Origin of the sequence: Polaribacter sp. Asnod6-C07 (assembly GCF_045063625.1) — a bacterium.
In the GTDB taxonomy this organism is placed as follows: domain Bacteria; phylum Bacteroidota; class Bacteroidia; order Flavobacteriales; family Flavobacteriaceae; genus Polaribacter; species Polaribacter vadi_A.
This window is the reverse complement of sequence record NZ_JBEFOF010000005.1, coordinates 3370852-3385829: the sequence shown is the minus strand read 5'-3', so window position 1 is coordinate 3385829 and position 14978 is coordinate 3370852. Positions and strand designations below refer to the sequence as shown.

The window sequence follows — 14978 nt, the reverse complement described above, 5'->3', positions numbered from 1 at the left end:
ATGAAACTAGCTATTGTAACAGCTTACCCCCCAAGTAAAGTAACATTAACTGAATATGCATATCATTTAGTTAAAAGTTTTAGACAAAGTGAAAAAGTAACTGAACTAATTTTACTTTGTGATAAAACAGAAGGTGAAAAAGACATTCATTTTACTGAAAATGGTTGTAAAATCATTGTAAAAGAATGTTGGAAATTTAATAGCTACACAAACATTATTAATGTTACTAAAGCTATAAATGCAACAAAACCAGATACAATTTTGTTTAATTTACAATTTATGAAATTTGGTGATAAAAAAGTAGCTGCAGCTTTAGGTTTATGTATACCAATGGTTTGTAGAATGAAAAAGATTCCTACAATTGTATTATTACATAATATTTTAGAACAAGTAGATTTAGAAAGCGCAGGTTTTACATCAAATAAATTAGCACAAAAGGTATATAATTTTATAGGTACAACATTAACTAAGTTAATTTTAAAAGCAGATTTAGTTACTGTTACTATGGATAAATATGTAACCACTTTAAAAAATAAATATGAGATTGATAATGTAAAAATGATACCTCATGGTACTTTTGAAATACCACCAAATCCATCTCAAAAACTACCTACTGGACCTTTAAAAGTGATGACTTTTGGTAAGTTTGGTACTTACAAAAAAGTAGAATCTATGATAGAAGCTGTTGAGTTGGTAAGAAAAGAAACAGGTTTAGATTTAGAAATAGTAATTGCTGGTACAGATAACCCAAATGTACCTGGTTATTTAGCAAATGCACAAGAAACTTATAAACACGTGCCACAATTAACTTTTACAGGTTATGTAGAAGAAGTAGAGGTAGAGTCTATTTTTACTGAAAGTGCAGTAGTCGTTTTTCCTTATACATCAACAACTGGTAGTTCTGGAGTTTTACATCAAGCAGGTAGTTATGGTAGGGCAGTAGTAATGCCAAATTTAGGAGATTTAACTACTTTAATAGAAGATGAAGGTTATAGAGGTGAGTTTTTTGAGCCAGAAAGTGTAGAAAGTTTAGCGAAAGCGATTAAAGCAATTGTTACTAATGATGCTTATAGAATTGAATTAGGAGAAACAAATTATAAAGCTGCAACAGCTTACCCAATGCAAAGAATTACAGATATTTATTTAGATGAATTTTTTAAGATTATAGAAAGAAAAAAATAATATTAATTAGAAATGTATTTATAAGATAATTTTTTTTCGCCTTTATTATTTATAAAACCGAATTTTTTCTGAGGATTAGTTCGCCAAGGTAATCTTCCTAAAACTTCTTTAGGTACTACATCAAAATCATACAAAGTCCATGACATAAAAGAAATTGAATTCTTTGTCAGGACTTTTTGTATTTCTTTATAATACTCAGCTTGCTTTTTTTCTGAACTTGCAAAAGGTCTCCAGAAACCACCATAAGAAGACAAGCCAAATTCTTGTAAAACAATAGGTTTGTCTTTAATTTTAGTTTTTAAAGCTAAGTATTGTTGTTCTAAATCAGATATATCTTCATAGTAATGAAAAGAAATGATATCTAATTGATCTTTAAGAATTGTTGCACTTTCTACATTAGACCAGCCTATTGTAATAGGATGATTTTTATCAATCTCTTTAATAGTTATAATCATAAATTCTAGCCAAGCAATTACATTTGCTTTACCTCTAGAATCAAAATCTAAATTGGGTTCATTTTTAACATCCCAAGCAATTATAGCTTTATGATCTTTAAATCTATCTACAATTTTTTCTGCATGTCTGTGGTTTAAAGTCCAATCTAATACATTGTAATTCCCATAAAAATCAAATAAAGTAACTACTACTTTTAAATCAACCTCTAAAGCAGCATCTAATACTAGTTGTAGTTTTTGCAGCTTATCTTCTTTAACATTTGCCTTACCAAAATCTGCATAGGGTACAAAAATTCTTATCGAATTTAATTTTGCATCGTTAATAATTTTAAAATCATTTTTAATGATATTTATATCAAACTGATCTCCATACATATCCCAAGGAGTAGCTTGTGGATAATAATTAATTCCTTTTAGAGTAGTAAAATCAAATTGAGCAGCTGTTGTAGTTTTATCAAAATCTTTGGTTGCTTCTTTTACTAAATGTCTAATTCTCCAAAAACCATCTTCTAAAAGTAAAACAGCTTTGTAATCAGAAATTTCAGAAGTTTCCATTATAATTTCATTATTTTTTAGCGTCTTTTTATACTCAACAACATCATTGTCTTTTAAAACAATTAGTTGACCATCTTCACTAAAAAACTCTAAATCTAAATTATGTTTTAATGTTGTAGACTCTATAGAAATATTATTTTCTTTGTTGTAATCTATAATATTAAAAATGTTTTTTCTTGCATTTTTAGTAAAATAATCATCTATACCTAACCTTGTGTTAGATAAAAAAGAAGCTTGTTTTACATACCAGGAATCTAAATAATCGTTTAAAATTTCGGCTACTTTTTGATCGCTAATTTCTCTACCTTCATTACCATTTTCTTTCCAATCTACTTTTGGTAAATATTGGTCTACTTTTTTTACTTCTGTATGCAGCATAGCACTTCTATCTGCACCAGTATTAAAATAAGTATAAAGAGAGCTTAGTAAAAATAAAAGAATAAAAATGATAAACGTATAGGTTAACATTAAAGCTACTCTAAGAATTTTTTTATTTGTACTTACCATAGTTTAATATTGTTATATTCTTTTTTAATTCCTGCTGTTTCTACTACCATTTTATAAGAACCATTTTCATATATATTAGGGTTTAAATAAAACGAAGCGTAACCTTGATTAGATTCTTTAAACAGTTCTCCTACAATTTTATTTTCTTTATAAATAAAAAGTTTAACAGCTAAACCATCAGGTATCAATTGATCCATAAAACTAGTTAAAGGTCCTATTTTTATTTCTCTATTACTATCAAAAAACTGAGTATTAAAATCTTCAATAACTTTTTTATAGGTTAAATTAATAACATTACTTTGAGAAATACCTATAAAAAACGCTTGAACTTTCCAGCTTTCTTCAAAATCTGGATGTATTATTTTTGTGTGAGCTACACCATTTATAGTGGTACCAGAAGCTTTTAAAATACCACCTTTTTTATTGGTGATGTAAAACTCAATATAACTACCATCACTTACAATATTTTTGTTTTTATCTTTTATTATTGATGTATAAAAAGTGGTTATTTGATTGCCATCTGCATAATCATGATTTCTATGATAGTAAATTTTAAAATTAGTAGCAATAGCTGGCATAATATTTACATCAAATTCTTTAGAATTTAAACCATAAGATTCTGATGAAACAATCATTCTACCACTTTTACGAGGCGAATAAATATTTCTATAAGCAATAAGGTTTTTAGTTTTAATTGGTACTTTTCTTTCTGATTTTAAGAACTGATATTTAACGTCAACATTACTATTATCTAATATAGGGTTGTCTAAACTATCAGTAGGTATTACAACCAACATTGTGTAATCTAAACCACCTGCATCTATACTTGGTGGGCCAATATAAGTCTCTAAAGTTCTGGGTTGTTGTTGAGAGGAAATAGAAATTTTTCCAGAAATGGTTTCTTTGTAGTTAATTGTTTTCCAGTATAGTATTCCTCTTTTTTTTGATAAAAACTTTGGAATATCGAAAGAAATTTTGTCTTTTAAAATTGTTGGTTTTAGCAAGATTGAACCATAACTATTGGTACAATATAGTTTAATTAAAGTGTCGTTTTTTATATTAAATTCTAGTTTAATATTTTCATGTACTGTGTAAGTTGTTTTTTTTGATAACAGCACAGCATTTGTTTCTTGTGCATTAAAAGAAACAATTATAAGTTGTAAGAAAAGTAGTAAAAAAACTTTTTTAAACATAATTATTTGGGGTTACCTATGTAAATATTTAATTCAATTTTTGCATAACTAAATATCGGATGCTCTATTTTTTGCAATTTACCAAGAGTATGATTTTTTATTCTTTTAGGGATTATTTTGTGTGCAATGTCTTTATTAGGTAAACCATTTACAAAACAAAAACTCATATCATCATTAATAACTTTTACAATAGGGTTTTCAGGAATTGGGTAATTAAAATTCAATTTTCTTTCTTGTCTAATTCCTTCTTTTAAGAATAGATTATCTACCCAAATCATTTCTTTTTTATCATTATAAAAAGTAATAATAATTTGCGGAATTGTAATTTCTTGAATTCCACTATTAAACAAAGTACCACTAATTGTATTTGGTTTAATGTTTATTTCGCTTAAAACTACATCTTTAAATAAATCAGAATTAGAAACATTACCTGCAGCTTGTAAATTAAATTTTGTTGGTTGCTCACTTAATTCTACAGGTGTAAATTCATCAGGATTAAATGTTTTAGGAATAGAATCTTTAGTTTTAGACCAAGCAATACCCTCAAAATTTATTCTAAAAGCAGAAATTTCTTTAGGCATTAATTTATGTTTTAATATATGCTTAGCATTATAAGTCGCTAGTTCCTTGTTATCATCATTATATAAAGTTCCTTTTAAAACAACATCTGCAGGTACATTATCTATGTTTTGCACTTTACCAATAATAGAATAACGTTTATTAAATTTTATCAATTTAGCAGATACAATTTCTAAAACGGGTTGTTTTAAAATATCTTCATGATGTGTTTGCTCTGTTGTTATTCTACGTCTACCTTGATTAAAATAACCAGTAGAATTCTTTGAATATAGTTGGTCTGGTGGTAAATCAATCGATTTTCTGGTAGGTTTAATGTACCATTTTCCTTTTCTTTTTACTGCAGTTCTATATTCAGTTTTTGTTAGTTTTTCTAAAGGAGTAATCCATTTAGTTTCAACTTTTAAAGTCGTTAAACTATCAGTTTCTTTTAGTATTTCTGTTTGTATAGCATCTAATTTTGCATAAGAACTGAGTAAACCATCTGTAACAGAGATTTCTAGTAAATATTGGTCTCTTGTTAGTTCATCTTTAGGGTCTATATAAGTAAAACTTGTGTTTAGTTCTTTAAAATCAATAGCATCATAATAAGCTTTTACTACATTTTCTGGAGACCTTTGTGTTTCATTTTTAATATAAAACATATAGCAGGCAAAAGCAATTGTAATAATTAATACTACAGCCCAAATATGTAAAGCATTTAATACTTTATTAGAGAATTTACTGTAATTATTCTGAAATTTAAAATAAGCTGGCTTAGGTTTAAATTTTGTTTTTAAACTATTAATAAATATTGATTGTACATTAAAAATAAAAGCTAAAAGTACCGTTAAAAAAGGGATTGTACCCCACATAACTTTTACCCAAGTTTGTACATCTTCTTTTGGTAAAATTGAAGAAACTGGTGGTACATTTAGCTTTTCCCAAACCATAATTCCGTTTTCTAATTGAGATAAACGTTGCCATCCACAGAAAAATAAAACTGGATCATAAAATTTATCATTAGAAAATATATACTTTAAATTATACTTTTCTGGTGTTGTTAAAAACTGTTGCAAAGAACCAATACCTGCAACACCTTTAAATTTTGAGTTTTCTAAACGTTCTATAGGCCTTGTGGTTAATTCTGGTAGTCTTCTTGCAGAATGATAATTACCATCTACACTCATAGCTTTCGTTTGTGCTGCTAACCAAGCCATTTGATCTCCAAAACCTAAAGTTAAATGCCGCCATTTATCATGCGAATCTTGACTTAAAAAATTTACAATTGGAAGCATTTTAATTTTCTGAGGCTGAGAAGGTCTAAAATACCCCAAACTCATTGTGAAAATTACCATTGCTACATAAAAACCTGCTAAAAGACCACCTAATAATCTATGATAAACTGCACCAAATCTTTTCTGAATTAAATCTTTTAAATCACCTTCTACAAATCTATAAGCAAACTCACCAAATATGGGAATAGACATTATAGAACCCCAAAGAGTAAACCTATCTAAAGTTAAAATATTAAATGCAGTTTCACCTAAAATCATTTTAGGAATAGGAGTTGTACCACCTGTACCTAAAATAGTTAGCATGGTAAATGATAAACCAAAACAGATGTATCTTTTACTATAATATCTATAAAAAATATAAGGCATTATAAACATTAATATTCCCCAAGGAATTGTAAAAAATACCAAGCCAGAAGACGTTATTTCTAGAAAATTATCTCTAGAGCCATGAGGTATAGGAACCTGTGTAATAGGATTTTTTTTAGAATTTAACCAATAAGGAAAAATGCAAAATATAATTAAAAATAGTGCAGAAAACCCAAAGGCCAAGTTCTTTTTTAGTTGCTTAAAAAAGGTTTTTAAAAAGAGACCAAAAGTTACATCTTTAAAAGAATCTACCTCTTCTCTAGCAACATCCATAATAACAGTACCTATTAGAGGAAATATGAAAAATAACATCCCAAAAATAGGAGTAACATGATGAGAAGTTACAGTTACAGAAATTAAAGAAAGTGAGGTTAAAAAGAATTTAAATTTACCAGTTTTTAGCCATAAATATATTTCTGGTAGAGAATGCATTAGCACAGAAACTCCAATAATACTGGGTAGTTGACCAAAAATATGTAAAGTTTCTACAAATGATGATGAAAAAACAGCTAAAATTGCTGCATAACCAGATGCAGTTCTATTTGCTGTAATTAGTAAAGAATAACGATAGGCACCAGTTACAAATAATATGATACTAATAATGGCGACTGTAAAAAGCCCAAATTTTAAACCACCAATTAAAGATAAAGCACCAATTGATTGATGTACTAATGGAGGATAACTCTGAACTGTAAAACCAGTATACCACTTATAATTCCAAGGTTCAAACCAACTATTAGCATAATGATCTGCAAAAAATAAATGAATTAATGCATCATAAGTATACTCTAAAGTAAAAAAGATTGATGAACCATGAAATATTAACGCAAGAATTACTGCAGCAATAAGATATTTATTCGTTTTTTCTTTCATTAATGGTAATAACAGCTTTTATTATGTAAAGATAAATGAAATTAATTATCGATTAAATTTTATTTATCGCTATTAAAATGTAATTCAACTAAATATGTATGCTATTTAGTCAATTATTATAGATATTTAATCATAATACAGTCATTTTTGTAGTATATTTAACCAACAATTAAACTTTTTGTTATGAAGATTTTAGCTATTGATGATCAAAAATTAGTATTGATTCCCCTCGAAAGTAGATTAAAGGAATTTGGATACGAAGTAATTACAGAAACAAATGCAAAAAAAGGAATGGAATTATTCGATTCCATTAAACCAGATTTAGTTATTGTTGATATTAATATGCCAGAAACTTCTGGTATAGAAGTAGTAAAGTATATTAGAGAAGAAAAAAAATCACAAACCCCAATTATGGTGTTAAGTGGTAATACAGATGATGATATAATTACAGAAGCTTTTGATTTAGGTGTTAATGATTACATGAAAAAGCCATTAAGTTTAAATGAGGTTTTTTCAAGAACAAAAAGATTAATTGGAGTACCTGATAAAGAAAGTAAAAATATAGCCTACAAAAATGTTCTTATACAACAAAGATGTGTTGGGGTTGTAATACCTTGTTATAACGAAGAAGATAGATTGTTAAGTAAAGAGTTTTTAAATTTTATTGATAAAAATTCTGGGTATCACCTATGTTTTGTAAACGATGGTAGTAAAGATAAAACTTTAGAAGTTTTAAATAAATTAAGAGAAGGTAGAGAAGATTTTATTACAGTTTACGACTGTGAACAAAATGGAGGTAAAGCAGAAGCAGTAAGATTAGGTATGCTGCACATGGCTAAAGAAGAAGATTTAGATTACATTGGTTTCTTAGATGCAGATTTATCTACAGATTTATTAGATTTTGATGATTTAGTTTCCACCATAGAAAATAACGATAAATATAAAATTGTTAGTGGTTCTAGAATTAGTAGAATGGGTGCAAATATTACAAAAGAATCTGCAAGAAAAATTATTAGTCTTTCTGTAAACTACATTATTAGAAAAATTCTTAAAATGGATTTTAAAGACACACAATGTGGTGCTAAAATTTTCCATAAAGATGTAATAGAGGTTTCTTTTAAAGATAAATTTGTTACACAATGGATCTTTGATGTAGAGATTTTTAAACGAATGACATTACATTATGGTCTTGATAAAGCCAAAGTCATGTTGTGTGAACAACCTTTAAAAAGGTGGATTCATGCTGATGGATCTAAATTATCTATGAAAGATTCTATTAAAATTATAGGGCAGTTAGGTGAAATTGCTTGGACATACAGAAGCAAAAAAAAGTACGAGAATTTTCTGAAAAATAGATAAGCATAATAAAATATTAAATTAGAAATATGAAACAACTTTAGATAACTAAGGTTGTTTTTTATTTTAGATGTTTTTTTAATCAAATTTTTAATTTCAGGATTGATTATTTCATTAGCAAAAAATCATATAAATCAATAATAATACAGCACATTGAAATATTTACTTTTAATGAAACTCATTAAAAATTTGCCATAACCAAATCCATTATATAAAGGCAATTAAAAGAGTGGGCTTAAAAAGATGTGTAAATTAACTTATTCTAAAATAGGATATAAAACGTCCCAAACATTGCTAGCCAATATTTTATGGCCTTTTTTTGTTGGGTGAATTCCATCAGATTGATTTAAAGAAGGAATGCCACCAACGTTTTTTAGCAAAAATGGAACTAACGTTAAATCATTTTTTTTAGCCAAATCAGGAAAAATATTTCTAAATTCAAAAGTGTAATCTTGTCCCATATTTGGCGGAATTTGCATACCAGCCAAAACAATTTTTGTGTCAGGATATTTTGTTTTTACAGCATCAACTATAAACTGTAAATTTTTTTTTGTTTCTGATAAATTTATACCTCTTAAACCATCATTTGCCCCCAATTCTAAGATAAAAACATCAGGTTTTTGATTCAAAACCCAATCAATTCTGTTTTTTCCACCAGAAGTAGTTTCGCCACTAATCCCAGAGTTTACAACAGTATAAGACAAGCCTAAACTATCAATTTTTTGTTGAATCAGTCCAGGAAAAGCATTTTCAACATCATCTAAACCATAACCTGCAGTTAAACTATCACCAAAAAAAACAATTCTTTTAGACGCAGTTTCTTCAACTTTTGATTGTATTTCTTTTTCAATTGTTTTTGATGAATTTTCTGATTTAGGAGCATCAGATTTACAAGAAAACAACAATAATGCTAAAGAAAAATAACAGAATTTTAAGAAAATTGTACGGCTTTGATTGTTGATATTCTTTAGCAAATGATTATTTTTCAGATTCAGCATATTTTAATTTAAAGTTAAAAATAAATAATGTCAAAGATATTAAAGATTAATGATTTAGAGAAGACATATACCAGTGGTTCTAAACAATTAACAGTACTTAACAATATTTCTTTTTCTGTAGAAAAAGGAAGTGTTTTTTCTATTGTAGGTCCTTCTGGTAGTGGAAAAACAACCCTTTTAGGTTTATGTGCTGGTTTAGATTATCCTACAGCAGGTACAGTTGAGTTATGTGGTACTTCTTTACATGATTTAAATGAAGATGAACGAGCAGCTTTACGTAATAAAAATGTAGGTTTTATTTTTCAGAATTTTCAATTATTACCCACGTTAACAGCACTAGAAAATGTAATTGTACCTTTAGAATTACAAGGTGATAAAAATGCTTCTAAAATAGGAATTGAACTTTTAACAAAAGTAGGTTTAGGAGATAGATTACATCATTACCCAACACAATTATCTGGTGGTGAACAACAAAGAGTAGCTTTAGCAAGAGCTTTTTCTAACAAACCTGCAATTTTATTTGCAGACGAACCAACAGGTAATTTAGACGAAGAAACTGGTGAAAAAGTAATTCAATTATTGTTTGAATTAAACAAAGAAGCTGGTACAACTTTAGTAATCATTACTCACGATTTAGATTTAGCAAACAGAACTCAGCAAATTTTACGATTAAAAGGAGGCAAGATAATTTCTAACGAAAAAACAGCACAAGTTTAATGAGCAAAAAGAACTCAAAAGCAGGTTTCAATTGGTTGTTAAAAATGGCATGGAGAGATGGTAAAGCCAGCCTTTCTAGGTTAATGCTTTTTATGGCATCTATCATTTTAGGTATTGCAGCTGTGGTTTCTATTCAGTTGTTTAGCCATAATTTAAAAGACAATATTAAAAAGCAATCCAAATCTTTAATGGGTGCAGATTTTATTATTGATAGCAGACAAAAACCATCAGAAAAAGTACAGAAAATTATAGATTCTTTAGGGGCAGACGCCTCTGAAGTCAATTTTGTTTCTATGGCTGCTTTCTCAAAAAATGAAAGTACAAAATTAGTAAAAGTAAGAGCTTTACAAGGGGCTTTCCCTTTTTATGGAAATTTAACTACAGTTCCTGAAAATGCTGGTAAAACCTATCAAGAATTAGGTGGTGCTTTGGTTGATGCTACTTTGTTGTTACAATTTGATTTAGCTGTTGGAGACTCTATAAAACTAGGTAAAGTTACCTTTCCAATAATTGGTGCTTTAAAATCGATTCCTGGTAGTACAGCTATTTCATCTTCAATAGCACCTTCTGTGTTAATTCCTTTTCGATTTTTAGAAAAAACAGAATTATTACAATTAGGAAGCAGAACAGAATATCAATATTTTTTTAAAAATCCTACAATAGATTTAGAAGCATTAGACAAAAAAATAGATCCTATTTTAGATGATGAAAATGCTGATTTAGATACACATACAAGTACGAGTAGAAATCTAGGCAGAAGATATGATAATGTAGGAAGATTTTTAAATTTAGTAGCGTTTATTGCACTTTTATTAGGTTGTATTGGTATTGCAAGTTCTGTACATATTTATATTAAAGAAAAATTAAAGAATGTAGCTGTTTTAAAGTGTTTAGGTGCTTCTAGAAAACAATCTTTCTTAATTTATATGATTCAAATTTTAGGAATTGGATTGATTGGAGGTATTATTGGATCTGCAATTGGTACTGCTTTGCAATTCTTATTTCCTTATATTTTACAAGAGTTTTTACCTTTTAGCGTAGAAATTTCTATCTCTTTTCAACCAATTTTAATGGGGATTGTTTTAGGGATTATAATGTCGGTTTTATTTGCTTTATTACCTTTGTTAGGTACTTGGTATGTTTCGCCTTTAGAAGTTTTACGAGGTCAAGAAGAAAATCAGCAGAAACCTAAAAAAGCAAGAATATTAGTAGTTTTAGCCATTCTGTTATTCATCTTTTTGTTTTCTTTTTGGATGTTAAAAAGTGCATTAAATGGATTGCTATTTACCATCGGAATTTTCATCACTTTTGCAATAGTAGCAGGTGTTTCTAATTTATTTATCAAGATTATAAAAAAGTTTTTTCCAAGTTCCTGGGGCTTTACAAGTAGGCAAAGTTTATTAAATTTATTCAGACCTAATAATCAAACAATGGTGTTAGTTGTTGCTATTGGTTTAGGTACTTTTTTAATTAGCACCTTGTATTTTACCAAAGATATTTTACTAGCAAAAACATCCATAGAAAACAAAAAAACTGATGCTAATATTATTTTAATGGATGTGCAAAGCACTCAAGAAAAAGCATTGATACAGAATTTTGAAAGTAAAGGTTTAGAGGTAATTGATAACATACCAATTATTACAATGCGTATGCATAGTATTCGTGGAAAATTAGCGAATGAAATTAGAAAAGATACTACTGTTAAAATGCGTAGATGGATGTTAAATAGAGAATTCAGGGTTACGTATAGAGATCATTTAGTAGAAACTGAAGAACTGTTAGAAGGGGAGTTTACAGGTAAATTTGATAGAGAACAACCTGTGCCAATTTCTGTATCAGAAAGTTTAGCAAGAGATGCCAATTTAAAAATTGGTGACAAGGTTACTTTAAATATTCAAGGTGTATTAATGAACACAAAAGTGGGGAGTATAAGAAAAGTAGATTGGGGTAGTATGCAAGTAAATTTTTTAATTCTTTTTCCTAAGGGGGTTTTAGAAAAAGCACCACAATTTAATGTAATGACAACCTATGCTGCAGATGAAGAAAGTTCAGCAGATTTACAAAGGGATTTGGTTAAAAATTTTCCAAATGTTACCATTTTAGATTTACGACAAGTATTTACAATTGTCGAAGATATTTTAGATAAAATTTCTTGGATTATTAATTTTATGGCATTTTTTAGTATTTTAACTGGCTTTATTGTGTTGATTGGTTCTGTACGTAACAGTAAATATCAACGAATAAAAGAGAGTGTTTTATTGAGAACTCTAGGTGCTAAAAGCAAGCAAATATTAAAAATAACTGCTTTAGAATATGTGTATTTAGGTTTGTTGGGTAGTTTAACAGGTATTCTTTTGTCTTTAGTAGGTAGCCAATTATTAGCAACATTATTGTTTAAAGAACCTTTTATACCTTCTGCAATTCCGTTTTTAGTTTTTGTGCCAACTATTACTATTCTAGTAGTTTTAATTGGTTTAAGTAATTTAAAATCAGTTTTACAAAGTCCGCCTTTAGAAGTTTTAAGAAAAGAGGTTTAGGCATTTTTAAATTTTAAAGTTAGAAAAAATGTTTTGAGTAATTTTTAGATCAAACAAGATTTAATTTCCATTTTAAGGGTAATTAAATAATTTTTACACTGACTGAATTATCATTTCATCAGGTTTTGTCATAAAAACCGCATTATTTAGCCAAATAATTAAAATGAAATGTTATGTTTAAAAAATACCCAATTGTAAAAAAGGTTTTACTTTTTTTGTTATCACTTTTAGTAATACTAGTATGTTTTGGTTTTTGGTTTGTGAGTTTATTACCATCTACGAATCTAAATTTAGAAAGTACTACAGTTAAAGATTTACCTTATTTATCAGAAAATATTATTCCTCAAAAAGGGAAAATTTTAGCAGTTGTTACCAGTACTAAAACTATAGGAATTACAGGTAAAAAAACAGGTTATGAATTAACTGAATTATCAAGAGCATATTATGTGTTTAAAGCCAATGGTTATCAAGTAGATGTTGCAAGTACGTTAGGTGGTAAACCTAAAGTTATTATCGATAATGATGATATGGGTGCTTATGATTTTGCTTTTTTAAATGATAAAATTGCACAACAAAAAACAAATAATACCATTGCAATGAAAGATGTAATAGCAGACAATTACGATGCTATTTATTTTGTTGGTGGTAAAGGTGCAATGTTCGATTTTCCTAATGATAAATCAATTCAAAATATTGTTAAAGAGTATTATGAATCTAATAAAGTGATTGGTGCAGTTTGTCATGGACCTGCAGCTTTGGTAAATGTTAGGTTGACTAATGGTAAACATTTATTAGAGAATAAATCAGTAAGTGGTTTTACAAATGAAGAAGAGTTACTTCTAATTCCTGATGCAAAATCTATTTTTCCATTTTTATTGCAAGAAAAATTAACTGAACAAGGAGCTAATTTTAATAAAGGAGGTATGTATTTAGAACAAATTAGTCAAGATAAAAACTTAATTACAGGTCAAAATCCTTGGTCTACTTGGGCTTTAGCAGAAAAAATGATAGAACAACTTGGTAATACACCTAAGAAAAGAAGATTAACTGCAGAAGAAAATGCAATTAAAGTTTTATCCATTTATAGTAAAGAAGGCAAACAGAAAGCAAAAAATGCTATCGAAAATATGATAAATTTAGAAAACAAATCTATAGACAGAATGTTATTAGCACAACATACAATTGTCTCAGTTATGAAAGTAGAGATTGGTGATTTTTTTAATATTTTAAATTTATTGTCATTTACTAAAAGCTGTGAGTCTTAAAAAGAGAAAAAATAATTAAATTTGGAATAAAAAATAATTGAAATTTATAGACATACTTTTAATCATCTTAAGCAGTGTAGGACTTTTACACGGTATTCTATTTGCAATACATTTATTTCTGTTTAAAAAGAAAAAAAAGGTATCAAACTATTTATTAGGGTTGATACTTTTTTTTATGGCATTTAGAATTGGTAAATCAATAATGCTAAATTTTGGTGATAATTTAGAACCTACATTTATAATAATTGGCTTGGCTTTACTCTTATTAATTGGTCCTTTTTTAAGAGGATATATGTTGGTAATGACTACGCCTAATTTTAAGTTAAGTAAGCAGCATTTAGTAGAATTATTACCATTTGTAATGATATTCATTGCAAGTTTTTTTGCGGATAAAAATGATATTAATAATCCGACTACTGTTATCATATTTGGGAGTATTATAATCTTTATTTATCTGCATTTTGCAACATATATTTTTATAGCTATTAAAATAGTATTGCGTTTAAAAAAACAATTAAATAATAGCTTACAAACCAAATCTCAAAAAGCAATTTTAGATTGGTTAACCTTTTTAGTGATTGGTTTTGTTATTATTTGGGTTTCGTATTTCTTAAATATTATAGAAGATGCTGTTCCTTATATTATTGGGCCAATAATGTATTCTATTGTTATTTATTTTTTAAGTTATAAAGCATATCTACTAAAAATTACTGATATTGATGGAGAAGTTTTTAAAGTAAATGAAAATGCTGCATTATTTAAAGAAATTTCTGATTTGGTAATAACTAATAAAATGTATTTAAAAGCTGATGTTTCTTTAACTACACTAAGTAAATTGTTAGGAGTAACTACTCAGAAAACTTCAGAAATTATTAATCAATATGCACAAAAGAACTTTAACGATTTTATAAACTCTTATAGAATTGATGTTGCAAAAAATCTTTTGAATGATTCAAAAAATGATAATTTAACCATTGCTTCCATTGCATTTGATGCTGGTTTTAGCAGTTTGTCTTCTTTTAATACAGCTTTTAAAAAATTTGTAGGTGTTACACCATCATCCTTTAGAAAGAGTGTGAACCAGTAATTTTTACAAATAATTTTTTAAATAAATATTTCTG

10 protein-coding genes are annotated in these 14978 nt (G+C 27.7%); 6 read left to right on the top strand and 4 right to left on the bottom strand.

What is annotated here, in order from left to right; translation table 11 throughout:
* Positions 1–1182 carry a glycosyltransferase gene (locus tag ACJJVK_RS14750; RefSeq protein ID WP_405567315.1) on the top strand — a complete coding sequence of 394 codons (1182 nt, stop codon included), beginning with the start codon at positions 1–3 and terminating at the stop codon, positions 1180–1182.
* 2 nt (positions 1183–1184) lie between these two features.
* On the opposite strand, the gene ACJJVK_RS14745 is transcribed toward ACJJVK_RS14750, so the two are convergent.
* Genes ACJJVK_RS14745 through ACJJVK_RS14735 form a run of 3 tightly spaced genes read right to left on the bottom strand, consistent with a single transcriptional unit; the run spans position 1185 to position 6984 of the window.
* Entirely contained in the window at positions 1185–2699 is a 1515-nt protein-coding gene (locus tag ACJJVK_RS14745) for a glycoside hydrolase family 2 TIM barrel-domain containing protein (RefSeq protein ID WP_405567312.1), read from the bottom strand.
* The gene (locus ACJJVK_RS14740) at positions 2693–3892 is read right to left on the bottom strand and encodes a hypothetical protein (RefSeq protein ID WP_405567310.1); all 1200 of its coding nucleotides are present in this window, start codon (positions 3890–3892) and stop codon (positions 2693–2695) included. The genes ACJJVK_RS14745 and ACJJVK_RS14740 overlap by 7 nt, the downstream gene beginning before the upstream one ends.
* 2 nt (positions 3893–3894) lie before the next feature.
* A complete protein-coding gene (locus tag ACJJVK_RS14735) occupies positions 3895–6984 on the bottom strand; it encodes a hypothetical protein (protein WP_405567307.1) in 3090 nt (1029 codons plus the stop codon).
* A gap of 183 nt (positions 6985–7167) precedes the next feature.
* Here ACJJVK_RS14735 and ACJJVK_RS14730 point away from each other — a divergent pair, with 183 nt between their 5' ends.
* Entirely contained in the window at positions 7168–8343 is a 1176-nt protein-coding gene (locus ACJJVK_RS14730; RefSeq protein WP_405567305.1) for a response regulator, read from the top strand.
* A 254-nt stretch (positions 8344–8597) separates the two neighbouring features.
* On the opposite strand, the gene ACJJVK_RS14725 is transcribed toward ACJJVK_RS14730, so the two are convergent.
* Positions 8598–9338: an arylesterase gene (locus tag ACJJVK_RS14725; protein WP_405567303.1), complete on the bottom strand. Its 741-nt coding sequence runs from the start codon at positions 9336–9338 to the stop codon at positions 8598–8600.
* Between the two features lie 27 nt (positions 9339–9365).
* On the opposite strand from ACJJVK_RS14725, the gene ACJJVK_RS14720 reads away from it, so the two are divergent.
* From ACJJVK_RS14720 to ACJJVK_RS14705, 4 genes are all read left to right on the top strand, one after another.
* Entirely contained in the window at positions 9366–10055 is a 690-nt protein-coding gene (locus ACJJVK_RS14720) for an ABC transporter ATP-binding protein (RefSeq protein ID WP_215996082.1), read from the top strand.
* A 44-nt stretch (positions 10056–10099) separates the two neighbouring features.
* A complete protein-coding gene (locus ACJJVK_RS14715) occupies positions 10100–12592 on the top strand; it encodes an ABC transporter permease (RefSeq protein WP_405568385.1) in 2493 nt (830 codons plus the stop codon).
* A gap of 173 nt (positions 12593–12765) precedes the next feature.
* Positions 12766–13857, top strand: coding sequence for a type 1 glutamine amidotransferase domain-containing protein (locus ACJJVK_RS14710; protein WP_405567301.1), 1092 nt, complete (start codon positions 12766–12768; stop codon positions 13855–13857).
* Between the two features lie 175 nt (positions 13858–14032).
* Complete coding sequence (locus ACJJVK_RS14705; RefSeq protein ID WP_405567299.1) at positions 14033–14944, top strand: helix-turn-helix domain-containing protein; 912 nt, start codon at positions 14033–14035, stop codon at positions 14942–14944.
* Positions 14945–14978: the final 34 nt, after the last annotated feature.

Coding starts and splice junctions, on each gene's coding strand:
- ACJJVK_RS14750 (WP_405567315.1), top strand. CDS start 1: ATGAAACTAGCTATTGTAACAGCTTACCCCCCAAGTAAAGTAACATTA.
- ACJJVK_RS14745 (WP_405567312.1), bottom strand. CDS start 2,699: ATGGTAAGTACAAATAAAAAAATTCTTAGAGTAGCTTTAATGTTAACC.
- ACJJVK_RS14740 (WP_405567310.1), bottom strand. CDS start 3,892: ATGTTTAAAAAAGTTTTTTTACTACTTTTCTTACAACTTATAATTGTT.
- ACJJVK_RS14735 (WP_405567307.1), bottom strand. CDS start 6,984: ATGAAAGAAAAAACGAATAAATATCTTATTGCTGCAGTAATTCTTGCG.
- ACJJVK_RS14730 (WP_405567305.1), top strand. CDS start 7,168: ATGAAGATTTTAGCTATTGATGATCAAAAATTAGTATTGATTCCCCTC.
- ACJJVK_RS14725 (WP_405567303.1), bottom strand. CDS start 9,338: ATGCTGAATCTGAAAAATAATCATTTGCTAAAGAATATCAACAATCAA.
- ACJJVK_RS14720 (WP_215996082.1), top strand. CDS start 9,366: ATGTCAAAGATATTAAAGATTAATGATTTAGAGAAGACATATACCAGT.
- ACJJVK_RS14715 (WP_405568385.1), top strand. CDS start 10,100: ATGGCATGGAGAGATGGTAAAGCCAGCCTTTCTAGGTTAATGCTTTTT.
- ACJJVK_RS14710 (WP_405567301.1), top strand. CDS start 12,766: ATGTTTAAAAAATACCCAATTGTAAAAAAGGTTTTACTTTTTTTGTTA.
- ACJJVK_RS14705 (WP_405567299.1), top strand. CDS start 14,033: ATGGCATTTAGAATTGGTAAATCAATAATGCTAAATTTTGGTGATAAT.